The organism is Alysiella crassa DSM 2578 (genome assembly GCF_000745955.1).
Taxonomy (GTDB): domain Bacteria; phylum Pseudomonadota; class Gammaproteobacteria; order Burkholderiales; family Neisseriaceae; genus Simonsiella; species Simonsiella crassa.
In genome coordinates this window covers 1-24,297 of the sequence record NZ_JQKH01000034.1, presented here as the reverse complement: position 1 = coordinate 24,297, position 24,297 = coordinate 1, and the positions used below count along the sequence as shown (strand labels likewise).

At 43.7% G+C, this 24,297-nt stretch carries 33 protein-coding genes and 1 pseudogene; 7 read left to right on the top strand and 27 right to left on the bottom strand.

From position 1 onward, the window contains the following. Positions 1-145: 145 nt before the first annotated feature. From Q338_RS06590 to Q338_RS06580, 3 genes are all read right to left on the bottom strand, one after another. The gene (locus tag Q338_RS06590; RefSeq protein WP_244773387.1) at positions 146-883 is read right to left on the bottom strand and encodes an RNA ligase family protein; all 738 of its coding nucleotides are present in this window, start codon (positions 881-883) and stop codon (positions 146-148) included. A gap of 277 nt (positions 884-1,160) precedes the next feature. Continuing rightward, positions 1,161-1,382, bottom strand: a complete 222-nt coding sequence (gene rpmE / locus Q338_RS06585; RefSeq protein ID WP_034293294.1) for a 50S ribosomal protein L31 — start codon at positions 1,380-1,382, stop codon at positions 1,161-1,163. 162 nt (positions 1,383-1,544) lie between these two features. After that, positions 1,545-1,973, bottom strand: coding sequence for a hypothetical protein (locus Q338_RS06580; protein WP_051968525.1), 429 nt, complete (start codon positions 1,971-1,973; stop codon positions 1,545-1,547). A 158-nt stretch (positions 1,974-2,131) separates the two neighbouring features. Here Q338_RS06580 and guaB point away from each other — a divergent pair, with 158 nt between their 5' ends. Beyond that, complete coding sequence (gene guaB, locus Q338_RS06575) at positions 2,132-3,598, top strand: IMP dehydrogenase (RefSeq protein WP_034293292.1); 1,467 nt, start codon at positions 2,132-2,134, stop codon at positions 3,596-3,598. Between the two features lie 159 nt (positions 3,599-3,757). On the opposite strand, the gene Q338_RS06570 is transcribed toward guaB, so the two are convergent. Continuing rightward, positions 3,758-4,315, bottom strand: a complete 558-nt coding sequence (locus Q338_RS06570) for a hypothetical protein (RefSeq protein WP_051968524.1) — start codon at positions 4,313-4,315, stop codon at positions 3,758-3,760. A gap of 190 nt (positions 4,316-4,505) precedes the next feature. Between Q338_RS06570 and Q338_RS06565 the strand changes: the two genes are divergently transcribed. Further along, complete coding sequence (locus Q338_RS06565) at positions 4,506-5,102, top strand: methylated-DNA--[protein]-cysteine S-methyltransferase (RefSeq protein ID WP_034293290.1); 597 nt, start codon at positions 4,506-4,508, stop codon at positions 5,100-5,102. A gap of 17 nt (positions 5,103-5,119) precedes the next feature. Continuing rightward, positions 5,120-6,247, top strand: a complete 1,128-nt coding sequence (locus Q338_RS06560) for an AAA family ATPase (RefSeq protein ID WP_034293288.1) — start codon at positions 5,120-5,122, stop codon at positions 6,245-6,247. A gap of 93 nt (positions 6,248-6,340) precedes the next feature. On the opposite strand, the gene rplQ is transcribed toward Q338_RS06560, so the two are convergent. The 20 genes from rplQ to Q338_RS06460 form a co-directional block, all read right to left on the bottom strand. Then, entirely contained in the window at positions 6,341-6,709 is a 369-nt protein-coding gene (gene rplQ / locus Q338_RS06555; protein WP_034293286.1) for a 50S ribosomal protein L17, read from the bottom strand. A gap of 25 nt (positions 6,710-6,734) precedes the next feature. Continuing rightward, entirely contained in the window at positions 6,735-7,718 is a 984-nt protein-coding gene (locus Q338_RS06550; protein WP_034293283.1) for a DNA-directed RNA polymerase subunit alpha, read from the bottom strand. A gap of 26 nt (positions 7,719-7,744) precedes the next feature. After that, entirely contained in the window at positions 7,745-8,365 is a 621-nt protein-coding gene (gene rpsD, locus Q338_RS06545; RefSeq protein WP_034293280.1) for a 30S ribosomal protein S4, read from the bottom strand. 13 nt (positions 8,366-8,378) lie between these two features. Then, on the bottom strand, positions 8,379-8,774 hold the full coding sequence (gene rpsK / locus Q338_RS06540; RefSeq protein WP_034293278.1) for a 30S ribosomal protein S11: 396 nt from the start codon (positions 8,772-8,774) through the stop codon (positions 8,379-8,381). 18 nt (positions 8,775-8,792) lie between these two features. Further along, positions 8,793-9,155, bottom strand: a complete 363-nt coding sequence (gene rpsM / locus Q338_RS06535) for a 30S ribosomal protein S13 (protein ID WP_034293275.1) — start codon at positions 9,153-9,155, stop codon at positions 8,793-8,795. A 154-nt stretch (positions 9,156-9,309) separates the two neighbouring features. After that, positions 9,310-9,423 (bottom strand): 50S ribosomal protein L36, encoded by a 114-nt coding sequence (gene rpmJ / locus Q338_RS14055; RefSeq protein WP_002642304.1) that lies wholly within the window; start codon positions 9,421-9,423, stop codon positions 9,310-9,312. Positions 9,424-9,447: 24 nt separating this feature from the next. Continuing rightward, positions 9,448-9,666, bottom strand: a complete 219-nt coding sequence (gene infA, locus Q338_RS06530; RefSeq protein ID WP_003788578.1) for a translation initiation factor IF-1 — start codon at positions 9,664-9,666, stop codon at positions 9,448-9,450. Between the two features lie 2 nt (positions 9,667-9,668). After that, positions 9,669-10,985: a preprotein translocase subunit SecY gene (gene secY / locus Q338_RS06525; RefSeq protein ID WP_034293271.1), complete on the bottom strand. Its 1,317-nt coding sequence runs from the start codon at positions 10,983-10,985 to the stop codon at positions 9,669-9,671. A 10-nt stretch (positions 10,986-10,995) separates the two neighbouring features. Then, positions 10,996-11,430, bottom strand: a complete 435-nt coding sequence (rplO, locus tag Q338_RS06520) for a 50S ribosomal protein L15 (RefSeq protein ID WP_034293268.1) — start codon at positions 11,428-11,430, stop codon at positions 10,996-10,998. 3 nt (positions 11,431-11,433) lie between these two features. Next, the gene (rpmD, locus tag Q338_RS06515) at positions 11,434-11,619 is read right to left on the bottom strand and encodes a 50S ribosomal protein L30 (protein WP_034293267.1); all 186 of its coding nucleotides are present in this window, start codon (positions 11,617-11,619) and stop codon (positions 11,434-11,436) included. Next, positions 11,612-12,130 (bottom strand): 30S ribosomal protein S5, encoded by a 519-nt coding sequence (gene rpsE, locus Q338_RS06510; RefSeq protein WP_034293265.1) that lies wholly within the window; start codon positions 12,128-12,130, stop codon positions 11,612-11,614. Before rpsE ends, rpmD begins: the two co-directional genes overlap by 8 nt. Positions 12,131-12,150: 20 nt before the next feature. After that, on the bottom strand, positions 12,151-12,504 hold the full coding sequence (gene rplR, locus Q338_RS06505) for a 50S ribosomal protein L18 (protein WP_034293263.1): 354 nt from the start codon (positions 12,502-12,504) through the stop codon (positions 12,151-12,153). A 14-nt stretch (positions 12,505-12,518) separates the two neighbouring features. After that, on the bottom strand, positions 12,519-13,052 hold the full coding sequence (gene rplF / locus Q338_RS06500; RefSeq protein WP_034293262.1) for a 50S ribosomal protein L6: 534 nt from the start codon (positions 13,050-13,052) through the stop codon (positions 12,519-12,521). 15 nt (positions 13,053-13,067) lie between these two features. Further along, entirely contained in the window at positions 13,068-13,460 is a 393-nt protein-coding gene (gene rpsH / locus Q338_RS06495; RefSeq protein ID WP_034293259.1) for a 30S ribosomal protein S8, read from the bottom strand. 14 nt (positions 13,461-13,474) lie between these two features. Continuing rightward, a complete protein-coding gene (gene rpsN / locus Q338_RS06490) occupies positions 13,475-13,780 on the bottom strand; it encodes a 30S ribosomal protein S14 (protein WP_034293257.1) in 306 nt (101 codons plus the stop codon). A 2-nt stretch (positions 13,781-13,782) separates the two neighbouring features. Further along, on the bottom strand, positions 13,783-14,322 hold the full coding sequence (rplE, locus tag Q338_RS06485; RefSeq protein ID WP_034293255.1) for a 50S ribosomal protein L5: 540 nt from the start codon (positions 14,320-14,322) through the stop codon (positions 13,783-13,785). 2 nt (positions 14,323-14,324) lie between these two features. Then, complete coding sequence (rplX, locus tag Q338_RS06480; RefSeq protein ID WP_034293253.1) at positions 14,325-14,660, bottom strand: 50S ribosomal protein L24; 336 nt, start codon at positions 14,658-14,660, stop codon at positions 14,325-14,327. Positions 14,661-14,678: 18 nt separating this feature from the next. Then, the gene (gene rplN / locus Q338_RS06475) at positions 14,679-15,047 is read right to left on the bottom strand and encodes a 50S ribosomal protein L14 (RefSeq protein WP_003783296.1); all 369 of its coding nucleotides are present in this window, start codon (positions 15,045-15,047) and stop codon (positions 14,679-14,681) included. Positions 15,048-15,862: 815 nt separating this feature from the next. Further along, positions 15,863-16,324, bottom strand: coding sequence for a hypothetical protein (locus Q338_RS06465; RefSeq protein ID WP_211249429.1), 462 nt, complete (start codon positions 16,322-16,324; stop codon positions 15,863-15,865). A 291-nt stretch (positions 16,325-16,615) separates the two neighbouring features. After that, complete coding sequence (locus tag Q338_RS06460; protein WP_034293247.1) at positions 16,616-16,918, bottom strand: hypothetical protein; 303 nt, start codon at positions 16,916-16,918, stop codon at positions 16,616-16,618. A 123-nt stretch (positions 16,919-17,041) separates the two neighbouring features. Between Q338_RS06460 and Q338_RS06455 the strand changes: the two genes are divergently transcribed. Continuing rightward, entirely contained in the window at positions 17,042-17,332 is a 291-nt protein-coding gene (locus Q338_RS06455) for a hypothetical protein (RefSeq protein WP_034293244.1), read from the top strand. On the opposite strand, the gene Q338_RS13730 is transcribed toward Q338_RS06455, so the two are convergent. The 3 genes from Q338_RS13730 to ilvD all read right to left on the bottom strand — a co-directional run bounded on the left by Q338_RS13730 (position 17,294) and on the right by ilvD (position 21,252). After that, entirely contained in the window at positions 17,294-18,469 is a 1,176-nt protein-coding gene (locus Q338_RS13730) for a helix-turn-helix domain-containing protein (protein WP_051968523.1), read from the bottom strand. The two genes, Q338_RS06455 and Q338_RS13730, sit on opposite strands and share 39 nt — an antisense overlap. 24 nt (positions 18,470-18,493) lie before the next feature. Continuing rightward, a complete protein-coding gene (locus tag Q338_RS06445; RefSeq protein WP_034293242.1) occupies positions 18,494-19,237 on the bottom strand; it encodes a hypothetical protein in 744 nt (247 codons plus the stop codon). 155 nt (positions 19,238-19,392) lie between these two features. Beyond that, entirely contained in the window at positions 19,393-21,252 is a 1,860-nt protein-coding gene (gene ilvD / locus Q338_RS06440; protein ID WP_034293240.1) for a dihydroxy-acid dehydratase, read from the bottom strand. A 406-nt stretch (positions 21,253-21,658) separates the two neighbouring features. Between ilvD and Q338_RS06430 the strand changes: the two genes are divergently transcribed. The 3 genes and pseudogenes from Q338_RS06430 to Q338_RS06420 all read left to right on the top strand — a co-directional run. Next, entirely contained in the window at positions 21,659-22,813 is a 1,155-nt protein-coding gene (locus tag Q338_RS06430; RefSeq protein WP_084693556.1) for an ATP-grasp domain-containing protein, read from the top strand. A 90-nt stretch (positions 22,814-22,903) separates the two neighbouring features. Further along, a complete protein-coding gene (locus Q338_RS06425; RefSeq protein WP_034293236.1) occupies positions 22,904-23,656 on the top strand; it encodes an esterase family protein in 753 nt (250 codons plus the stop codon). Between the two features lie 143 nt (positions 23,657-23,799). Further along, positions 23,800-24,297: pseudogene (locus tag Q338_RS06420) on the top strand (hypothetical protein); the annotation flags it as partial.

Genomic DNA, 24,297 nt, shown 5'->3' with positions numbered 1-24,297 from the left:
GCTGCCATGTTGATGATGGCAACTTTGGACTATTTTTCAAACCCAAAACAGGTCGTCCGATTTTTTGTCGTGTACTGAAAGGCTGCCTGAAAAACCTAACCCTGCACAAATTGCCAACTTTCCCAATGGTATTTTGTGTAATCAATCAGTTGGGCGGGCTGCCACGTTTTTGTCCAATGCACATCGGTTTGGACGTGCTTGGCGCGTACCAGTTTAAATAATTGATTAAATTCATTGGCTTGTACAGGTAATCGCCATTGTTCACAGCAAAATCGGTGCGGTTGCGTATCACAAAACCTTCGCTGCACGGTTCGCCTGTTTTCGGGTCGTAGCCGCCCAGTTGTCCGCCTGTTTGCACATAGTCTGTCCACGCCATGCCCAAGTTGGCGGTCAGCCAGTTTTCCAGTTGCTTGTTTTCATTTAAATTGTTTTGTGTGAATGTGGCGAGTGCTTGTGTGATGGGGATTTCTGGCACGGTCGGAAAATCAAACATCGCTGCGTAAAATTGCACCTCGTCCCAACTCAACCATCGCCCATTTTGGCGCACGGCAAACAGGTAAAAATAACTTTCCAGTTGAGAATAGGCAATAGAATGAATGCCATACAGATTTTCGCCAAACAGTTCCAAATCGCCCAAATCGTCTTTAATCAGCCGCCAGCGTTCCAGCAGGGGTTTGTCCCAAGCGTGTTGCGTGGGCGCGGCGTGGGAGCGCGCAAACAGCCCTGCGGCACAAAAACAGTTGTTTTGTCCGTCCAATTTTTCGGTCAGCACCAAATCGGGCAGGGCGGCAAAGTGGCGGACGTAATCGCGTGGCATAAAGCGGTCGTCTGATGTTGTGCCAAGACTGATGTGGGCGTGGAGACTGCGCGGGTATTTTTGCATGATTTTGTTTCCCATATTTTTCAGGCTGCCTTTCATTACCCTACAAATTTTTGTCTACCGCTCATCTGTTCCCTCTCCTGTGGGAGAGGGTAAAACTTTCAATGTACCACGATTTTTCCCTCTCCCCAGCCCTCTCCCAAAGGAGAGGGGGTTAGATTGCTGTATCTCAACGATTTCGGGCAGTATTTCATTTTTTGTAGGGTAGCGAAAAGCTGCTTGAAACGAAAAAAATCACGTCAAAACAAATATTTTGACGTGATTTTCATCAAATTCAAGATTATACGTTGCGTTTGAACATATTGCCGTATTTTTGGTTGAATTTATCTACGCGACCTGCGGTGTCCACGATTTTTTGTTTGCCTGTGTAAAATGGGTGGCAGTCGGAGCAAACTTCAATGTTGAAGTCGGTTTTGCTCATGGCAGATTTGGTAACGAATTTGTTGCCGCAAGAGCAGGTTACGTTTACGTCATGGTATTCTGGATGAACGTCTTGTTTCATTTGGAAATGTCCTTAAAAAGCGGGTATGGGGGTTGTACCCACACCTCTTGTTGAAAAAAAAGTTAAGCTGGGAATTATGCAGCTTTTTGTTTGATTTGGCAAGTAAAAACATTCAGGCAGCCTGAATTTTGCGTTTCAGGCTGCCTGAAAATGGGGGCAAGATTAATTGCAATATTTGCTCACATCTTGAGTGTATTTGGGTACAAGTTGGTCGCGGTTACGCGCATTTTGTGCCAAACTTAAGTTAGAACGTGCTTGGGCGCAATTTTCTTGTTTGATTTTGGCGTTGGTTTCCATAATGCGTTTGTTTTCATCTTCCAATTTTTTATCGCGCTCGGCTGCTTCTTGCGCCAATGCTAAACGGCGTTCTGCCAAGGATTCAGGCTCTTTGTGGCGCACTTCGGTGGCTTGGCGCACGTTGTGGGTACGCACGTTCATTTTGTTGGCGTGGTCCATACGCAGATTTTTGGGAATGTCGGAATAAGTATTGCTGCTGCCGTTGCGCCAAACGTAAACGGTATCGGCTGCCATTGCGCTGGTACTGATTGCCAATGCCAATACGGCAGCAGAAATGGTTTTTAAATTCATCATGTTGTTTTCCTTAAAAAATTGATTTATTGAACAGAATAGAACTATTGTACTGTTTTCTCAATCAATTGTCATGAAAAAACGCTTTTCAGGCTGCCTGAAAGTGGTAAATTATGCTACAATGCCGTGCATTTTAAACAAAACCCCAAAGGTCTCCTAAAATGCGTATCGTAGAAAAAGCCTACACTTTTGACGATGTTTTACTCGTTCCAGCACATTCTACCATTCTCCCGCGCGATGTCTCGCTCAAAACCCCATTAACCAAAAACATTACTTTAAATTTGCCCCTGCTCTCTGCCGCAATGGACACCGTTACCGAAGCGCGTTTGGCGATTTCCATGGCGCAAGAAGGCGGCATCGGCATCATTCACAAAAACATGACCCCCGAACAACAAGCCGAAACCGTGCGTAAAGTCAAACGCCACGAAAGCGGCATTGTGAAAGACCCTGTTACCGTATCCCCCCATATTTTGATTGGCGATTTGCTGGCTGAACGCGCCCAACGCAAACGCAAAATGTCGGGTTTGCCCGTGGTGGAAAACGGCAAAGTGGTGGGCATTGTTACCACACGCGATTTGCGTTTTGAAACGCGCTTGGATTTGCCCGTGTCGGCAATTATGACACCGCGCGACAAATTGGTTTCCGTTCCTGTGGGAACAAGCATTGAAGAGGCGCGTGAAGTGATGCACCAACACAAAATTGAGCGCGTTTTGGTGTTGAACGACAAAGACGAATTGCGCGGTTTGATTACGGTAAAAGACATCATCAAAACCACCGAATTTCCCAATGCCAATAAAGACCACGAAGGACGTTTGCGCGTGGGCGCGGCAGTTGGCACGGGCGCGGATACCGAAGAGCGTGTTCGCGCCCTTGTTGCGGCTGGCGTGGACGTGATTGTGGTGGACACGGCACACGGACACAGCCAAGGCGTGATTGACCGCGTAAAATGGGTCAAACAAAACTTTCCTGATGTGCAAGTGATAGGCGGCAACATTGCCACCGCCGCCGCCGCGCGTGATTTGGTGGCGGCTGGTGCAGACGCGGTAAAAGTGGGCATTGGACCGGGTTCCATTTGCACCACGCGCATTGTGGCGGGTGTGGGCGTACCGCAATTAACTGCCGTTTCCAATGTTGCCGAAGCGGTAAAAGGCACAGGCGTTTCGGTGATTGCAGACGGTGGCATTCGTTTTTCAGGCGACATTGCCAAGGCGTTGGCGGCTGGGGCGCATTGCGTGATGTTGGGCGGCATGTTTGCTGGCACAGACGAAGCACCAGGGGAAATTGAATTGTATCAAGGACGTGCGTATAAATCGTATCGCGGCATGGGTTCGTTGGGCGCGATGAGTCAAGGTTCCAACGACCGCTATTTCCAAGACAAACAGGAAAGCACCGACAAATACGTCCCCGAAGGCATTGAAGGGCGCGTGCCGCACAAGGGCCCGATTGTGAACATCATTCATCAGTTGGTGGGCGGTTTGCGTTCCAGCATGGGCTATTTGGGTTGCGCGAATATTGCGGAAATGCACGAAAAAGCGGAATTTGTGGAAATCACATCGGCAGGCATGAGCGAATCGCATGTTCATGATGTGCAGATTACGAAAGAGGCTCCGAATTATCAGCGTGGGTGATTTTTGATTTGAAATCATTCAGGCTGCCTGAAAATGTGGGGAAACACGTTTCAGGCAGCCTGAATTTTTGTAGGGTGCGCCGTGCGCACCGATTTATCGACAAAATCAAATAATTGTGATGAAATTGGTGCGTACGGTGCACCCTACGCAACTATTAAATTATAATTTAATATTTTTTGCTCTCATTAATACATTCGCTAATGCTTCTAAAATATCAGTTGGGTAGGCATATCCCTTTTCTTGATTGGTTTCGCTATCCAAAATAAACAAGAAAAATTCAGTAATTTCAGCTAAACTGGAATCCCACTCAATTTTAATTTGTTGATGATTTTCTTCAATAAATTGAAGTGGTAATGTTTCACCTTGTAACATTAAACAAGCGGCTGTATTTTCTTTTGGTTCAAATAACCAAACATCATTATTGCAACCAAATAAAATAAAAGGAATTTTGGCTGTTTCAGGTCCTGTCATGATAATGACATTTTCCCCGCGTTTTACTTTTTGGATAACATAGAAACATTCGGCAGAAAGTGAAGAAATGCCTAATTGTTCTGTATGTTTAGCACATTGAGTAACATGATGCCAATGCAAATAACCTTTTTGTTTAGCGGCTTGTTCCAATAAATCGGTGTGTTTGCCACCATTTTTACGTTGTAATTTTTTAGCTTGTTTTTTGATTTCTTCAACGATATGTGTTGATGTAGGAATAAATTTCATGGATTTTCTCCAAAATTTGGCGGTTATTGGGTGTCCACTGCCCAAAGTTGCCGATTTTGGGGAATTAAATTGAGAGTCTTTCCGTCAGGATTTGCTTAAAGTGGACAGCAAGCTAAGACTGAATAGCTTTTTTGATTATAAAAATTTACATTAAAATTTGTCAAGATAAATTTATAATGAGAAAAATATTATGAATACCGAAACCAAAATCGCCCAATATTTCAATGAACTGAATTTCAGGCAGCCTGAAACCATGCCCCCACTCCACGCCCAAATTGTCCCCACCCCTTTGGGCGAAATGCTGGCAATTTGCTCTGCCACAGGCTTGTGTTTGCTGGAATTTGTTGGGCAAGCGCGTTTGGACAGCGAAATCCGCCAAATCGCCCAAGCCAAACGTGCGGCAATCTTTTTTCAACCCCATGATTTATTAAAAGAAGTTGCCGAGCAGGTGCAATCTTATTTTTCAGGCAGCCTGAAACAATTTTCCGTGCCAATAGACTTTGTTGGCACGGATTTTCAACAGCGCGTGTGGCGCATTCTGCAAACCATTCCCTATGGCGAAACAATCTCTTACGCGGAACAAGCCGCAAAATTGGGTAATCCCAAAGCCGTTCGCGCGGTGGCGGCGGCAAATGGGCGCAACAAAATTTCCATTATCGTGCCATGCCACCGCGTGATTGGCAGCAACGGCACGCTTACAGGCTACGCAGGCGGCTTGTCGCGCAAACAATTTTTGTTGGATTTAGAATCGCGTTCAGGTTATCTGAAATACAATTTCCCAAAATAAAAACAAACGGATAAACCATGTGGACTTTCCCCCACTACACCCCACACCGCCCGATTGATTGGGCGCAACTGACCCAACATTATGCGTGGCTGGACGAAATGCGCCACGTCCCCCAAGACCCCGAATGGCACGGCGAAGGCGATGTTTTGACCCACACGCAAATGGTGGTGGAAGAATTGTTCAGGCTGCCTGAATTTGCCGAATTATCGCCACAAAATCAACATATTCTGTTCACAGCCGCCCTGTTGCACGATGTGGAAAAACGCAGCACCACCCACGAAGAAATCATAGACGGCAAAACGCGCATCGTCTCGCCACGCCACGCGCAAAAAGGCGAATACACCGCACGACAAATTCTCTACCGCGACATCGCCACACCCTTTGCCGTGCGCGAGCAAATTTGCAAACTGGTGCGCCTGCACGGTCTGCCACTTTGGGCAATCAGCAAACCCGACCCCGAACGCGCCGTGATTGCCGCCAGTTTGGTGCTGGACACACGCCTGTTGGCGATGTTGGCGCGCGCAGACGTGTTGGGGCGCATTTGTGCCGACCAAACAGATTTATTGTTGCGAATTGATTTATTTGAAGAAATGTGCAAAGACTTGAATTGCTGGGGACAAGCACGACCATTCGCCACGCCCCAAGCACGTTATCACTATTTAAATCAAGGCGGTAGTGCAGATTATGTGCCGTATGACGATTTCACTTGCGAAGTCGTGATGATGTGTGCTTTGGCAGGTTCAGGAAAAGATACCTTTATTCACAAGCACTTATCCCATTTACCCACCCTTTCGCTGGACGACATACGCCGCGCCCACAAACTCAATCCCGCCAACAGCCACGATACCGCCCAAGCCGTGCGAATCGGCAAAGAATTGGCAAAACAATATTTGCGCGAAAAACGCGATTTTGTCTTCAACGCCACCAATTTGAACCGCGATTTACGCAGCAAATGGACGGATATTTTTGCCGCATATGGCGCAAAAATCAAAATCGTGTATTTGGAAGTGCCATATGCCAAGCTCTTGCAACAAAACAAACAACGCGAACACGCCGTACCCGAACACGTTTTAATGCAAATGTTGGGCAAATTGGAAATACCCAGTTTTGATGAAGCCCATGAAATTGTGTTTCAGGCAGCCTGAACACCGAGCGGTGGGGCAATATGGATGACCCAAATCCACATAAAAATAACCCAAACAAGCCGAAACCTGTTTGGGTTATTTTGTTTCGCTGAATTACTCAGCGTCTTTTTTCTCAACCAACTCAACCAATGCCAAAGGAGCATTGTCGCCTTTGCGGAAACCATATTTCAGGATACGCACATAGCCACCATTGCGGTTGGCGAAGCGTACGCCCAAATCGTCAAACAATTTCACCACCACATCGCGGTCGCGAGTGCGGTCAAATGCCAAACGGCGGTTTGCCAAAGAAGGTTTTTTACCCAAAGTAATCAAGGGTTCAACCACACGGCGCAACTCTTTTGCTTTGGGCAAAGTGGTTACGATGGTTTCATGGCTCAACAAAGAGTTAGCCATATTGCGCAACATGGCAGCACGGTGGCTGCTGGTGCGGTTTAATTTACGGTTACCATTACGATGACGCATGTCATTATCCTTTAATCTTCAAAGCTTACGGCTTTTCCAAACCAGCAGGTGGCCATGCTTCCAATTTAGAACCCAATGTCAGTCCTTTGGAAGCCAACACTTCTTTGATTTCGTTCAAAGATTTGCGACCCAGATTTGGCGTTTTTAACAACTCGGTTTCAGTACGCTGAATCAAATCGCCGATGTAGTAGATGTCTTCGGCTTTCAGGCAGTTCGCAGAACGAACCGTCAATTCCAAATCATCTACGGGGCGCAGCAGTACAGGGTCAATCGGCGGTGCTTTTTCTTCTTCCACTTCCACAGGCGTGCCTTGCAAATCGGCAAAGATGGACATTTGGTCAATCAAAATACGCGCTGCGGTACGCACCGCTTCTTCGGGGTCAATCGCACCATTGGTTTCAATATCCAAAATCAGGCTGTCCAAGTCGGTGCGTTGTTCCACGCGAGCTGCTTCAACATCAAAACTAACACGGCTGATGGGCGAAAAGCTCGCATCCAGTTGAATGGCACCAATCTTGTTTTGTTCCTTGCCATGACGGCGACCCGAAACCGATTGATAGCCACGACCTTGTTCTACTTTGATTTCCATCTCAATGCTGCCATTTTCAGCCAAGTGGCACAAAACATGGTCAGGATTGATGATTTCCACATCGTGAGGCAATTCAATATCGCTGGCGCGCACAGCACCCGCACCCGATTTTTTCAGTGTTACCAATACATCGGTGCGACCATGCAGCTTGAACACAATGCCTTTGATGTTCAACAAAATGTCCACGACATCTTCCTGAACACCGTCCAAGGTGGAGTATTCATGCAACACGCCAGCAATGCTGACCTCAGTAGGTGCAAAGCCATTCATGGACGACAGTAAGATACGACGCAAAGCATTACCCAATGTATGACCAAAACCACGCTCAAAAGGCTGCATTGACACTTTTGCGCGAGTTGCGGACAGCGTATCCACATCAATTTGGCGGGGTTTCAAAAATTCGGTTGTGCTGTTTTGCATTTAACTGTCCCTCACTGTGCTAGGCATTATTTAGAGTAGAACTCTACCACCAGCTGTTCATTAATATCGCTGTACAATTCAGCGCGGTCAGGTACGTTTTTGAACGTGCCTTCCATTTTGTTGGCATCAACTGAAACCCAGCTTGGCATACCGATTTGGGCAGCCAAACCCAAGGCTTCTTGAATGCGAACTTGTTTTTTTGCTTTTTCGCGTACTGCCACCACATCGCCTGCTTTCACTTGGAAAGAAGGAATGTTTACCACTTGACCGTTTACAGTCAGGGCTTTGTGGGAAACCAGTTGGCGGGCTTCTGCGCGGGTAGAAGCGAAACCCATACGGTAAACCACGTTGTCCAAACGCGATTCCAATAATTGCAGCAACAATTCGCCAGTTGAACCTTTGCGGCGGTCTGCTTCGGCAAAGTAGCGGCGGAATTGACGCTCTAATACACCGTAAATGCGGCGAATTTTTTGTTTTTCACGCAATTGCAAACCGTAGTCAGATAAGCGAGGTTTCTTCGCGCCATGCTGACCAGGTGCAGATTCCATTTTACATTTAGATTCTAAAGAGCGACGTGCGCTTTTCAGATACAAATCTGTGCCTTCGCGGCGAGCCAATTTACATTTTGGACCCAGATAACGTGCCATTCTCAATCACTCCTTACACACGACGTTTTTTAGGCGGACGGCAACCGTTGTGTGGCAACGGAGTAACGTCAGTAATGCTGGTGATTTTGAAACCCAGAGCATTGAGCGCACGGATAGAAGATTCGCGACCAGGACCTGGACCTTTAATACGCGCTTCCAAATTTTTCACGCCATACTCTTGGGCAACTTTACCAGCGGCTTCTGCTGCAACTTGAGCAGCAAAGGGTGTACTTTTACGAGAACCTTTAAATCCCGCGCCGCCAGAGGTAGCCCAAGACAATGCATTGCCTTGACGGTCGGTGATTGTAATGATGGTATTATTGAAAGATGCATGTACATGCACAATACCTTCACTCACGGTTTTGCGTACTTTTTTGCGTACACGAGAGGCTGTGTTTGCTTTAGCCATCAATTAATTCCTTAAAAATTATTTTTTACCAGCAATCGCTTTACGAGGACCTTTACGGGTACGCGCATTCGTGCGAGTACGCTGACCACGGCAAGGCAAGCCACGACGATGACGGAAGCCACGATAGCAGCCCATGTCAATCAAGCGTTTGATGTTCATAGTAACTTCACGACGCAAATCGCCTTCTACTTCATATTTAGCAACTTGTTCACGCAAAGCGTCTAATTGAGACTCGTCCAAATCTTTTACTTTGGTGGTTGGCGCAATGCCAGCCGCTTGGCAAATGTTTTTAGCACGAGTCGCACCAATACCATAAATGGCTTGTAAGCCAATTACAATATGGGCGTTATTGGGGATATTTACCCCTGCAATACGAGCCATATTTTTTCCTTAAGGGCAAAAGTCCGTCAATATATCACAAAAATCAGGGCTAAGTCATCGCACAATAAGGGTTGAGACCTTTCAGGCTGCCTGAAAAGTTTGTTTTCAAAAGAAATATTCTTTTTATTAAACTTCAACCATTATTGTGAAATCATTAGCCTTGACGTTGTTTATGACGGGGGTCAGTACAAATGACGCGAACAACACGGTTACGACGAATAACTTTGCAGTTGCGGCAAATGGGTTTTACTGAAGGTTGTACACGCATGATTACTTCCTTGTAACAACGGGTTTATCGGGCTCGGAAAACAATACGAGCGCGAGTCAAATCATAAGGTGTCATTTCCACGGTAACTTTATCACCGGGAGAAATGCGGATATAGTGCATCCGCATTTTACCTGAAATATGACCCAACACTTCGTGTCCGTTTTCGAGTTTTACTTTAAAAGTTGCATTGGGCAAAGTTTCTAAAATTTCGCCTTGCATCTGAATGGTATCTTCTTTAGCCATAATTACTTATGTGGTAATGATTTCGCATCGCTGCGCTTGCTCAAATATGCGTCATACTGCTGACTCACACGGTAAGAAGCGATTTGCGTATTGAAATCCATAGTTACAACAACCAGAATCAGCAACGATGTACCACCCAAATAAAATGGAATACCAAAAGACGTTGTCAATATTTCTGGAATCAAACAAACGGTCGTAATATACAATGCACCAAAGAACGTCAGGCGCAACACGACTTTTTCTAAATAGCGAGAAGTTTGCTCACCCGGACGAATACTGGGGACAAATGCACCGCTTTTTTTCAAATTCTCCGCCATTTCTTTTGGGCTAAATGCCAATGCCGTATAGAAATAACAAAAGAAGATGATGGTTGCAGCAAATAAACCCATGTACAAATAAGTACCATGTTGTAACTGTGCTGCGATTTTATTTGGCAAGCTAGATGGGTCTGAACCACCAAACCAACTGGCTAACATGCTTGGGAACATAATCACGCTAGACGCAAAAATTGGGGGAATCACACCTGCCATGTTTAATTTAAAAGGCATGTGCGTACTTTGCGCTTGCATGACTTGACGTTTTGCATAGTGAATGGGAATTTTACGCAAAGCACTTTCAAAACACACCACACCATACGTCAATAACAATACCCCAATCACAATGCCCATTGCCACCAATGGATTCATTGCATTGGTACTGATTAATGTCCAAAGCTGTGTAATCACAGAAGGAATGCCTGCAATAATCCCTGCAGTAATAATCAGTGAAATACCATTACCAATGCCACGCTCGGTAATTTGTTCGCCCAACCACATCAGGAACATCGTCCCACCTACTAAACAGGTAATGGTTGAAACTGTAAATTCAAATTGACTGACCACCACAACATTTTGTTGATACACAAAAGTTGCTACACCAAAACTTTGCACTGCCGCCAACAGTACCGTACCAATACGAGTATATTTGGTAATGATTTTGCGTCCTGCATCACCTTCTTTTTTCAAGGCTTTGAGTGATGGGACTATTTCACCTGCTAACTGCATGATAATCGATGCAGAAATGTAGGGCATAATACCGATAGCAAAAATACTAAAACGTTCAAGGGAGCCACCTGAAAACATGTTTAACATGCCCAAGATGCCACTCCCTGCAACGTTTTGGTACAATTTAGCTAGAGCGGCTGCATCTACACCGGGTACAGGAACGTGTGCGCCAATACGAAATACAATCAGCGCACCGAGCAAAAACAGTAAGCGTTTCCGTAAATCGGGATTACTCCACAGACTTGCTTTTCCTGATGAAGAGAGTTGAGTAGCCACTATTGTCGCCTTATTCTTCTACTTTGCCACCAGCAGCTTCAATCGCAGCTTTTGCACCTTTAGTGGCTTTAATACCTTTCAAGGTAACTGCTTTATTCAGGCTGCCTGAAGCGATGACTTTTACCGTTTGTGCATTGGCAGCAACCAAGCCAGCTTGTTTCAAAGTCAATACATCAATTTCATCAACGGCTACGGCATTCAATTCGCTCAAACGAACTTCAGCGTTGAAAGCAGCAGTCAATGAGTTGAAACCGCGTTTAGGCAAACGGCGTTGCAAAGGCATTTGACCGCCTTCAAAGCCCACTTTGTGGAAACCGCCTGCACGGCTTTTTTGACCTTTATGACCGCGACCGCCTGTTTTGCCGATACCGCTACCGATACCGCGACCTACGCGGCGTGGTGCATGAGTTGCACCTTCGGCTGGTTGAATCGTATTCAAAAACATAAATTACTCCTCAACTTTCAGCAAGTAGCTGATTTTGTTAATCATGCCACGATTCGCTGGGGTATCCAACACTTCAACGGTGTGTTCGCGGCGGCGCAAGCCCAAACCACGCGCACAAGCACGATGTGATTCAATCGTACCAATCAAGCTTTTCGCCAAAGTTACTTTAATCTTTTTTTGCTCAGTCATGGTTTGCTCCCAAGATTTCTTCTACGGTTAAACCACGTTTAGCCGCGATGTCCGCAGGAGTGTACAATTTTGACAAGCCGTCCAAAGTTGCGCGAACAATATTGTAAGGATTGGTAGAACCGTGTACTTTTGCAGAGATGTTATGCACACCCATTGCATCAAACACCAAGCGCATAGGACCACCCGCTTTTACACCGCTACCTTCTTTTGCAGGCTGCATAAATACGCGAGTTGCACCGTGTTTACCAATTACTTCATGATGAATCGTACCATTTTTCAAAGGCACTTTAATCATATTGCGACGTGCTTGATCCATGGCTTTTTGTACAGCAACAGGCACTTCACGAGATTTGCCTTTGCCCATGCCAATACGACCATCGCCATCACCTACTACGGTCAAAGCCGAGAACGCCATAATGCGACCGCCTTTAACCACTTTGGTTACGCGGTTTACGGCAACCATTTTTTCAATTAAGCCGTCGCCGCGTTCTTCTGTTTCATGTTTTGCCATTTTGGTCTCCAAAATCTTTCTTAGAAGCTCAAACCGTTTTCACGAGCAGCTTCAGCCAAAGCTTTCACGCGACCGTGATATTGAAAACCTGAACGGTCAAAAGCCACTTTTTCAATGCCAGCCGCTTTGGCTTTTTCCGCAATGCGTTTGCCAACAACGGCAGCCGCTGCAGTATTGCCACCTGATTTCAGGCTGCCGCGTACTTCAGCTTCAACAGTAGAAGCAGAAGCCAATACTTTGTCGCCTTCGGCACTGATAATTTGAGCATAGATATGGCTGTTGGTGCGGAACACGCACAAACGCACCATTTTCAAATCTGCGATACGCGCACGGGTTTTGCGAGCGCGGCGCAATCTTGCGATTTTTTTATTCATGGTTACAGCCTCAATTATTTCTTCTTAGCTTCTTTCATGACTACCACTTCGCCAACATAGCGAACACCTTTGCCTTTATAAGGCTCAGGCGGACGGTAACCACGAATTTCAGCAGCAGCTTGACCAACGGCTTGTTTGTCCGCACCAGTCAGCACGATTTCGGTTTGAGAAGGTGTTGCAACGCTTACGCCTTCTGGCATTTCATACACCACAGGGTGAGAGAAACCCAAAGACAAATTCAAAGTAGTACCTTGAGCTTGTGCGCGGTAACCCACACCAACCAATTGCAATTTTTTCTCAAAACCTTCAGATACGCCTTTAACCATATTGGCAACCAAAGCGCGAACTGTGCCAGACATGGCAGCAGCGTGTTTGCTTTCATTGGCAGCCTGAAAAGTCAAAGTGCCATCGTTCAAGGCAATATTTACATCGCCTTTCAAGGGCAAAGACAACACACCGTTTTTACCTTTAACGGTCAATGCGTCTGTTCCGATATTTACTTCTACGCCAGCAGGAACAGTTACTGGATTTTTCGCTACGCGAGACATCGTTAAACGCTCCTATTAGGCAACAATACACAGCAACTCGCCGCCAATACCAGCAGCGCGCGCTTTACGGTCAGTCATCACACCTTTGGAAGTGCTGACAATGGCTACACCCAAACCGTTCATCACAGCAGGGATTTCATCAGAGCCTTTGTAAACACGCAAACCTGGGCGTGAAACACGTTTAATCTGTTCAATGACAGGACGACCTGCATAGTATTTCAAATTGATAGACAATACAGGTTTTGCATCAGCAGATACAGAGAAATCTTCGATATAACCCTCTTCTTTCAAAACTTTTGCAATCGCGCATTTTAATTTTGAAGAAGGCATAGCCACAGCAACTTTGTTAGAACGTTGTGCGTTACGAATACGGGTCAACATATCGGAAATAGGATCATGCATACTCATTTTTTATACTCCTATTACCAAGAGGCTTTAATAACACCCGGAATTGCGCCACGCATAGCGATTTCACGGATTTTGATACGACCCAAACCGAATTTGCGGAATACACCACGTGGACGACCAGTAATGGCACAACGACGACGTTGGCGAACAGGCGCAGCATTGCGGGGAATCGATTGTAATTTCAGACGAGCTTCGAAACGCTCTTCATCTGTTGCATTCGCATCATTAATGACTGCAAAAATAGCAGCACGTTTTGCCGCGTATTTTTTAGCCAAAGCAACACGTTTAGCTTCACGATTAATAAGTGCTTTTTTCGCCATGATTAACCTTTAAACGGGAATTTAAACAATGACAACAAAGCTTTTGCTTCTTCGTCAGTTTTTGCAGTAGTAGTGATGGTGATGTTTAAACCGCGCAACGCATCAATTTTATCGTACTCAATTTCGGGGAAAATGATTTGTTCGCGAACACCCATATTGTAGTTACCGCTACCGTCAAAAGATTTGCCGCTCACGCCACGGAAGTCGCGTACACGAGGTAAAGCAATCGTTACCAAACGGTCTAAAAATTCAAACATACGTTCACGGCGCAAAGTTACTTTGCAACCAACTGGGTAGTTATCACGGATTTTAAAGCCTGCAATAGATTTGCGAGCTACGGTTACTACTGGTTTTTGACCTGCAATTTTTTGCAAATCAGATACAGCGTGTTCCATCACTTTTTTATCGGCAACTGCTTCGCCCACACCCATATTCAAGGTGATTTTTTCAATGCGAGGCACTTCCATGATGGATTTGTAGCCAAACTGTTTCATCAGTTCTGGCACAACGGTGTTAGTGTAATATTCTTGTAAACGTGCCATGATTACGCTCCACGATTAACGGCAATTTCCGCACCGTTTGATTTGAACACGCGAACACGTTTTACTTTGCCTTCGCCTTCAATCAATTTGATACCAACACGGTCTGCTTTTTTCGTTTCAGGATTGAAGATGGCTACGTTTGAAATTGCCAATGGCATTTCTTTTACGATGATACCGCCTTCAACACCGCGCATAGGATTGGGTTTTTGATGGCGTTTTACAACATTTACGCCTTCAACAATCACTTTGTCGCCCAATACACGAACCACTTGACCTTGTTTACCTTTGTCTTTGCCAGTGATGACAACGACTTGGTCGCCTTTAATAATTTTGTTCATTGTAAACCTTCCTATACCTTATAGCACTTCGGGTGCCAATGAAACAATTTTCATAAAACGCTCAGTACGCAATTCACGCGTTACTGGACCAAAAATACGAGTGCCCATTGGTTCAAGTTTGTTGTTCAACAATACGGCTGCATTGTTGTCAAACTTAATCAACGCACCATCGGGACGACGAATGCCTTTTGCAGTACGAACCACAACAGCATTGTAAACATCACCCTTTTTAACGCGCCCACGAGGAGCAGCATCTTTTACTGCCACTTTAATGATGTCGCCAACATTAGCGTAGCGACGCTTGGAACCGCCCAATACTTTGATGCACATTACACGACGCGCACCAGAGTTATCAGCCACATCCAAGATGGTCTGCATTTGAATCATGTTATTAACCTTAAAAAAAATCCAACTTAATTTACCACTTTCAGACTGCCCGATACATCTCATTGACATTCGGACTAGGCTGAAACCCTACGGTTCTAGTAAACCAGTCTTGGCCCCAAAGGGAAGATACTCTGGAACAGAGCTGAAAGAACGGCGGATTATAAAGCGTTTTTTTTATATTGACAAGGGGTTGGGGGAAATTATTTTTCAGGCTGCCTGAAACCATTATTCACACGCCGCAACTGTGCGTTTCAAACTTTGTCCACCAGCAAGCGTAGGGTGGGCAACGAGTTACCCACCCTACGCTTGCTGAAATTACTTTTATCGTGAAGAATTCAATGTAACGTATGTTAAATTTTGCATACAAAAGTGTTTCAGGCAGTTTGAAACAGAGTTTTAGGCAATTATTGGCACATCAAAATCAAATTGATGGAACGACCAAAGCGTGGGCAACAAGTGCCCACTCTACGCTTGCTCATTAATTGCACAGGCTACGCTGGCTCTGGAGTTAATGGTTGGCGTTTGTTGCGAGGTTTCATATATTTACCTATTTTTTTAAATTTAACTTTAATTCCTAATTCCAGAAATTACATATAGTCAATTTCTATCAATAGCCCATCAATAAATTTATTAAATATAAAACCATTATATGATAAAAGTAATTTTTTTAATAGTTCAACATTAAATTCATCATCTCTCGAATTCCAATCACATTGATTTATTATCAAGAAATAATCAATCAAAAAATTTCGCCCATAATCATTCCATCCATTAAAATATTTATCAATATCTATGCAAAATCCAAAAATATTATCTCATTCCATTAAAAAAGAAAATGATTCATTAATAATTATTTGAAAAATAACTTTATTTTCAAAAAAATAATTATCACAAAATATAATTTTTTCTTTATAAAAATAACAATTAACCCAATTATTAAAAACATATTTAATATTTTTTTTGAAATATAAATCAAGATAAACTTTATTAAAATTAATTTCTTCATCCTTAATAAATATTTTATTCATATTTTCTGCATATAAAAATAATTTAAATCTTAAGTTTGATTTAGAAAATCTAAATAATGGAGATGTACTGTATAAATCCTGATAATTACCAAAAGTTGAATCTATTATATCAACAACGTTTCTATTAAGCATATTAACCCCAACAACTAAACCAGATAGCTCTAATGAAATATTAATTTCAAAATTATCATTATAAAATCTATCTTGTAATAGTATCAGAACGCCCAAAGACTTAACCAAACTATTCATGTTACCGAACCTTTTTTGCTGGCGACAAAAAACCTCCGCTAGGAGCAAGTAGGGTGGGCAACTCGTTGCCCACGCGGTTTGATACACGCCGTGTTATTTTATTTTTTTCAGGCTGCCTGAAAGCTAATTTTAATCATTGGATTATTGATAAAAAGTCATGTTTATATCAAAAATAGGAAAGATATTTATGATTTATAGGCAGCCTGAAAAGGAGTTAAGGGTGCTGTGGTTATTTGTGTGGGCAACAAGTTGCCCATCCTACCATTTAACAATTCGCGTTAATTGCACAGGCTACGCTTGCTCTATAAAAGCAAATAATGCTTCACCAAATTGCTCTAAATTTTTAGGTAAATTGTCCATGATGAGGAAATGTGTATTAAATATAATACATTCTACAATATCTCCTTCAACTTCTGAAATTGCACTATATATATATTCACATTCCTGATCGCTTAATTGTTTTTTTGATATAATAAATAAATCAATAATATTTTCTGTTATTTTAAATGAAATAAAATCAACTGTTTTAGGAATGTTAAATAAAAAAGCTCGTTGAAATAATCTACAAAAGTAAGCATTATTACTATTCATCATTTTTATAACCCTTTATCTGGATTTACAGGAACAATTTTAGCAAGCGTAGGGTGGGCACTCGTTGCCCACGCAGTTTTATGCACGCCACGTTATTTTATTTTTCAGGCAGCCTGAAATGAAATATTGCACATTAAAACATCATTTTATGTGTATCTGATTGAACTGCGTGGGCAACAAGTTGCCCACCCTACGCTTGCTTTGGGTGTGCCAGCGTTTGCGTGTACGCCTGATAAATTCCCTGATTTGATGGCGGCAGCGTTGAATAAGCAAGATTTGAGTTTGTGGGTGTCGGAGAATTGTGAAGAAATAGGTTTCACGCAGCCTGAAAAGACATTCAGGCTGCTTGAAATCAATGTTTTAAGAATTGCGATTAGTTTATGCGGTCTTTTTAGCTTTAAATTTAATGATTTTTGAATGTTCATCAAAAAAATATTTAGGTAGTGCACAACAATCAATCAAATCATTTTGATTTAAACTAAATAATTCAACTAATCCATTTTTAGGATAAGCACTTTCATGGACCAAAACATCAAAAGCGTTATATAACATACTAGGATATTCAGATTTAAAAATATCATCTAATGGCTCACCCTTACGCCAACCACGTGCACTATAATTTTTAAATAAACGAGTTTTTTGGTCATCATCAATTACATCTAATGCTCGCGCACGCATAATTAATGCACCTACTGAAACTCCCCAATTCTGTTTAATTGCCAATAACTTATCTAATGTAGGATAAGTTAATTGGTATGCCATTTGTTCAGGCAATAATAAAGCGGAAGCAAAATAATTTGCCTGCTTTTCAATTAAATCATACATTTGTTTTCTTTTGTCTTTTTCTTCTTTATTATTTGATTTGATACTCGTATCATAATCTTCACGTTTAAGATGACGATGTAAAATGATATGCCCTAATTCATGCGCAGCATCAAAACGGCTTCTTGGTGCATTTTCTTTGTCTTTACTCAAGAAAACAAACGGACGACCATCGTACCAATTAGATACACCATCCATTGAAACAGTACCTAAGTTGTCTTTAATGACAATGATACCAATATATTCAAGTAATTCAATCATATTGGGAATAGGTGCAGAACCTAGTCGCCAAAACTCACGGCATTGAGCTACAATGTGTTCAATTTCCAAATCATTTAGCAAAAATGGATTGTTTGGAATATCCAAAGTGGGTAAATTTAAAGGTTCAAATTCAATCCATTCATCTAAACGCTTGACAATGTGAGATGTGATTGTCATTTTGGCTTTTGCCATTTCACGAAAAACAGTTAAATCTTGTTTCAGGCTACGATACAAATATACCCCTTTATCTTGAATATCTGTTTTTTCTAAAAACCAGTTCATTGGAAATTTTAATGTATCAGCAACTTTTTCCAAATTGACAAAACTTGGCTGTTGTAAGCCACTTTCCCAATTAGAAAGCGTGGTTGCAGATACACCTGAATATTCAGCCAGTTCCGCCGCATTCCAACCACGCGCTTTGCGAGCTATTTCTAATTTTTCAGGTACAAAATCTGTTAGACCCACTTTCATAATATTCACATTCCTAAAATTAAATTACTCTCCCCCATATTTCTTTTTGCTGCTTGGACGTTTAGGTTTTGGTGCTGGGGGAATTGGTTTTTCTGATTTCATTTTATCATACATGGCAAGCAGTGTAGTTAAAGTCAATTTACCTAAACTATCACTTAATTTGGTATATTTAGCGTGTGGAAAATCAAAAACCAAATGTAATCCACCAACAGAAGGCAACATATTAACAGTTACAAATGTTCTTTTATCTTCAACTAACTTTTGCCCAATCGTATGAATATCAGCAAAATCAAGATTTGCAAGAAGGAGTTGTTCAGGTGTGTGTTTTGTATTACATTCCTCTGCTATCTGTTGAAAATATTTACTTTTTCTTGTATTTCTTCCAAGAATACACATCAGTCTAAAATTTTTTGAACAAATCTCAACATAATAATGGTTATTTGAGCTATTCAAAGAAGGATGAACTGTGATAAATGGATTAGATTTGCTTAATTCATCAATAAACCAGCAAAAAATACTGTCTAACAATTCCTCTCTTTTTTCATCACCATAGGTATTACCTTGTTCAATCTTTTTCACTAATTTGAGATTGTTTTCTGGTATTATTTTGGATAAAGAACGCAAAATATGATTGCGTTTACTCATAATATTATCATGGATTTCTTCATTTTTAGCTTCAATAAATTCACTAAATGCAAACAATTTATCACGTCCACCAAAAATTTCATCAACCAATAACAAAACCATCTCATTCAAATTAAATCTCATGATTAAAGTCCTTTTTTGTGTTTAAAATAAATTTAATCGGATTTTATATTAAAATAATTTCGCAATCAAGATTTGAGATGAAAAATCAAGCAGCCTGAAAAGCCATTTTTTTGACTCTCAGGCTGCCTGAAACTTTATTGACAGCTAAATATCAATTATTTCTCAACTTGCGACACATCGCGCACCGCGCCTGTGTCTGCCGAAGTCGTCATCGCGGCATAGGCGCGTAAAGCGGCTGAAACGTGGCGTTCGCGGTTTTCGGGTTTCCACGCGCGGCTGCCGCGACTTTCCATTTCAGCGCGTCTTGCCGCCAATTCTTCATCGGAAACGTCAAGATGAATGCTGCGGTTGGGAATGTCAATTTTGACCGTGTCGCCTTCGCGTACCAAGCCGATTGCGCCACCTTCTGCCGCTTCTGGGCTGGCGTGTCCAATGGACAAACCCGATGTGCCGCCCGAGAAACGTCCGTCTGTGAGCAAGGCGCATTGTTTGCCCAAACCTTTTGATTTTAAATAAGAAGTTGGGTAGAGCATTTCTTGCATACCCGGCCCACCTTTCGGGCCCTCGTAGCGGATAATCACGATGTCGCCTGCCACAATTTGGTTGTCCAAAATCGCGGCAACGGCTGAATCTTGGCTTTCAAACACACGCGCACGACCTGTGAATCGCCAAATGCTTTCGTCCACGCCTGCCGTTTTAACCACGCAACCGCGTTCGGCAATGTTGCCAAACAACACCGCCAAACCGCCATCTTGCGAATAAGCGTGTTCCACGCTGCGGATACAGCCATTTTGTCTATCCAAATCAAGGGTTTTCCATTCGCGTGATTGGGAAAAGGCTTCCACCGTGCGAATGCCAGCAGGAGCGGCTTTAAAACGTTGAATGGCAACGGTATTTTCAGGGTTGGACACGTCCCATTTTGCCAAAGCGTTTTTCAGGCTGCCTGAATGCACATTGTACACATCGGTGTGCAATTTACCTGCTTTTGCCAATTCGTTCAAAATCGCCATCACGCCACCTGCGCGATGCACGTCTTCCATATAATAATCTTTGGAATTGGGCGCGACCTTGCACAAACAAGGCACTTGACGGCTGATGCGGTCAATGTCTGCCATTTTGAAATCCACTTCCGCCTCACGCGCGGCAGCGAGCAAATGCAAAACGGTGTTGGTTGAACCGCCCATTGCCACGTCCAAACTCATTGCATTTTCAAAGGCTTGCTTGGTGGCAATGCTGCGTGGCAACACGGTTTCATCGTTTTGTTCGTAATAACGTTTGGTGATGTCCACAATCAGGCGCGCGGCTTCCAAAAACAATTCTTTGCGACCCGAATGCGTTGCCAACAGCGAACCATTGCCCGCCAACGACAAACCCAAAGCCTCGGTCAAGCAATTCATGGAGTTCGCGGTAAACATACCCGAACACGAACCGCAAGTGGGGCAAGCGTTTTGTTCAATTTCTTTGACCGCATCGTTGGAAACTTGGTCGTTGGCGGCTTCCACCATCGCGTCCACCAAATCCAGTTTGCGGTTGTCGGCAATGTGAATCGCGCCAATCACTTTGCCCGCTTCCATCGGACCACCCGACACGAATACGGTGGGAATGTTCAAACGCAAAGCCGCCATCAGCATACCAGGGGTGATTTTGTCGCAGTTGGAAATGCAAACCAGCGCGTCTGCACAATGGGCATTGACCATGTATTCCACGCTGTCGGCAATCAAATCGCGGCTGGGCAAGCTGTACAACATGCCGCCATGACCCATGGCAATGCCGTCATCAACGGCAATCGTATTAAATTCTTTGGCGATTGCGCCGTGTTTTTCAATTTCACGCGCCACCAGTTGCCCCATATTGTGCAAATGCACATGACCTGGGACAAATTGGGTAAACGAGTTGGCAATGGCAATAATGGGTTTGCCAAAATCGGATTCTGCCACGCCTGTGGCACGCCAAAGGGCGCGCGCACCAGCCATGTTTCTGCCGTGCGTGGAGGTTTTGGAGCGGTAATCGGGCATTTTGTGTTCCTTTGATTTTATGGATAATGTTGGGTTTCAGGCTGCCTTTTGGTTTGCCTACGGCGTGCGCTCTGTCGCCGCGCGGCGACTTACTTTTTAGAAAAGTAAGCCAAACAATGTTAAAAAAAACCATTTCAGGCAGCCTGAAACAAAATAAACGGTCATTTTATAACAAAAATGGGGGTTTCAGGCTGCCTGAAAAGGGGTTTTGTGCAATGTAGGGTGCGCCGTGCGCACCAAATTTCAGCCAAATAGCGTTTTTTTACACAGAATGGTGCGCACGGCGCACCTTACAGCAAGGCTTATTGCTTCAGGCAGCCTGAAACCCAAAATTTACTTTGACACAATTACTCAAATCATTCATGATGGTTTTTTTCACGGAGGCAAAAACAAGATGAATTTTGTGATGATTTCCCCCCATTTCCCCACCAATTTTGAAACTTTTGCCGTGCGCCTGCACGAAAAAGGCATCAATACTTTGGGGATTGCCGATGCGCCGTATGAATCTTTGAGCGAAAATTTGCGTCAATCGCTGACCGAATATTATCGCGTGGATAATATGGAAGATTATGAACAGGTGTACCGCGCCGTAGCCTATTTTGCCCACAAATATGGTCGCATTGACCGCATTGAATCGCATAATGAATATTGGCTGGAACTGGACGCGCGTTTGCGTACCGATTTCAATGTTTTTGGTTACAAAAACCCTGATATGCTGGCGATTAAAACCAAAGCGCAAATGAAAGAAGTGTTCCGCAAAATTGGTTTGAAAGTGGCACAAGGACAAGTATTCTACAGCGATGACGAAGCCCGCGCGCTCGCCAAACGCTTGAAATTCCCAGTGATTATCAAGCCCAATTCAGGCGTGGGCGCAAGCGATACCTACAAAATCCGCAGCGCAGAAGAATTGGAAGACTTTTTCCATTACCAAAATCGCCATGTTGAATACATCATGGAAGAATTTATTGATGGCGACATCATCACTTTTGACGGCTTGACCGACCACGATGGCAATATTGTGTTCTACGCCAGCTTGGAATATTCCGAAGCCGTATTGGACACCGTTGCCAAAGATGGCGATATGTACTATTTCGTGCCACGCGACATTTCGCCCAAATTGGTAGAATTGGGCAAACAATGTGTCCAAGCGTTTAATGTGCGTGAACGCTTTTTCCATTTTGAATTTTTCCGCGTACACGCCACAGGCGAATTATTGCCTTTGGAAATCAATTGCCGCCCCCCTGGTGGTTTAACCATTGATATGTGGAACTATGCCAATGATTTTGACGTGTTCGCCGAATACGCCAATATTGTCCGCGAAAACCGTTTCCACGCCAACATCACGCACCCTTGGAACGTGGTGTATATTTCACGCAAAGCCAATCAGCATTATGTGAACAGCATTGAATCCGTTTGCCAACGCTTCCCATTGAATATCATCAGCGTACAACAAGTACCAGGGGTATTCGCCAAAATCATGGGCGAACACGGCATTTTGGCGCGCACCGATACGCTGGAAAATATGCGCGAAATTGTACAATTTGCCCATCAGAAATATTGAGAAATAAATTAAATGGTTTTCAGGCTGCCTGAATATTTAGGCAGCCTGAAAAATTAAAAAACACATTATGATTAAATTTTAAGGAATAAAATGAAATTTGAAAGCAAAAGCCATTGGAGCGGCGAACTCGGACGCGAAATGTATTTCAATGTCTACGGACACGCGGGTAAACCCATGATTGTCTTCCCATCATCGGGCGGCAACCACCACGAATACGGCAATTTTGGCATGATTGACGCGATTCGCAGCCATATTGAACGCGGCTTAATTCGCGTCTATACCCCAGATTCCATTGACAAAGAATCATGGCTCGCCACCCACAAATCCCCACACGACATGGCACAAGCCCACAACGCCTACGACCGCTACATCATCAACGAACTCGTTCCCCACATTCGCCACGAATGCCAATGGGGCGATGGCATGATAGCCACAGGGTGCAGCATGGGCGGTTTTCACACCATCAATTTTGCCTTGCGCCACCCCGATTTGTTTGATACCGCCATTGCATTGAGCGGCGTGTACGATGCCCGTTTTTTCACCCACGATTATCACGGCGACCAAGCCGTTTATTTCAATTCCCCGATTGATTATTTGTGGAATCAACACGATAACTGGTTTTTGGCACGCTATCGCCAAAGCCACTACATTATTGCTGTGGGACAAGGCGCATGGGAAGCGCAACATATTGAAGACACACGCCGTTTACAAGACGCGTTTGCCGCGAAAAATATTGACGCATGGTTTGATTACTGGGGGCATGATGTTGCCCACGACTGGCCCGCTTGGCGCGATATGATGCCGTATTTTTTGGGTAAATTAGAAGAGCAGGGTGTGATTTAAAATTTTCAGGCTGCCTGAAAAATATTTCAGCAAGCGTAGGGTGGGCACTTGTTGCCCACGCAGTTCAATCAGATACGCATAAAATGATGTTTTATTGTGAAATATTTGATTTCAGGCTGCCTGAAAAAACAAAATAATGTGGCGTGTATCAAACCGCGTGGGCAACGAGTTGCCCACCCTACGCTTGCTCATACATTTTAACCATCGGCGAGTTTTTATGTGCGATTGCTTTAATGCCCGCTCCTATCCCGAATGGCGAAGCCGTACAACGAGCCAAAGGCAATTATTATTGCCCCAATGCCGTAGCTGCTGCCGAAGCCCACAAAGCGCATTTGATGGTTACGGTCATGAACCAAGCCGAAAACAGCGAAGTAGCTGGCATGAATTTGTACAGCAAAATTGTTTCAGGCTGCCTGAAACAAGAAAATGCCACCAGCGTGTACACTTCGGGAACAGTTTATACGGCTGATTTTTATCAGAAAGTAGCGAAAGAATATCTGCCTAACAATGCAATTCCGATTATGATTTGGGTTTATGTGGGCTTGAGGCAAAATGAGCAGGGCAATCAGCTTTACACATCGGGCATGGCGAAATTTGGTAAAGATGAAATAGAGATTTTAAACAGCAAAATCAATATGGGT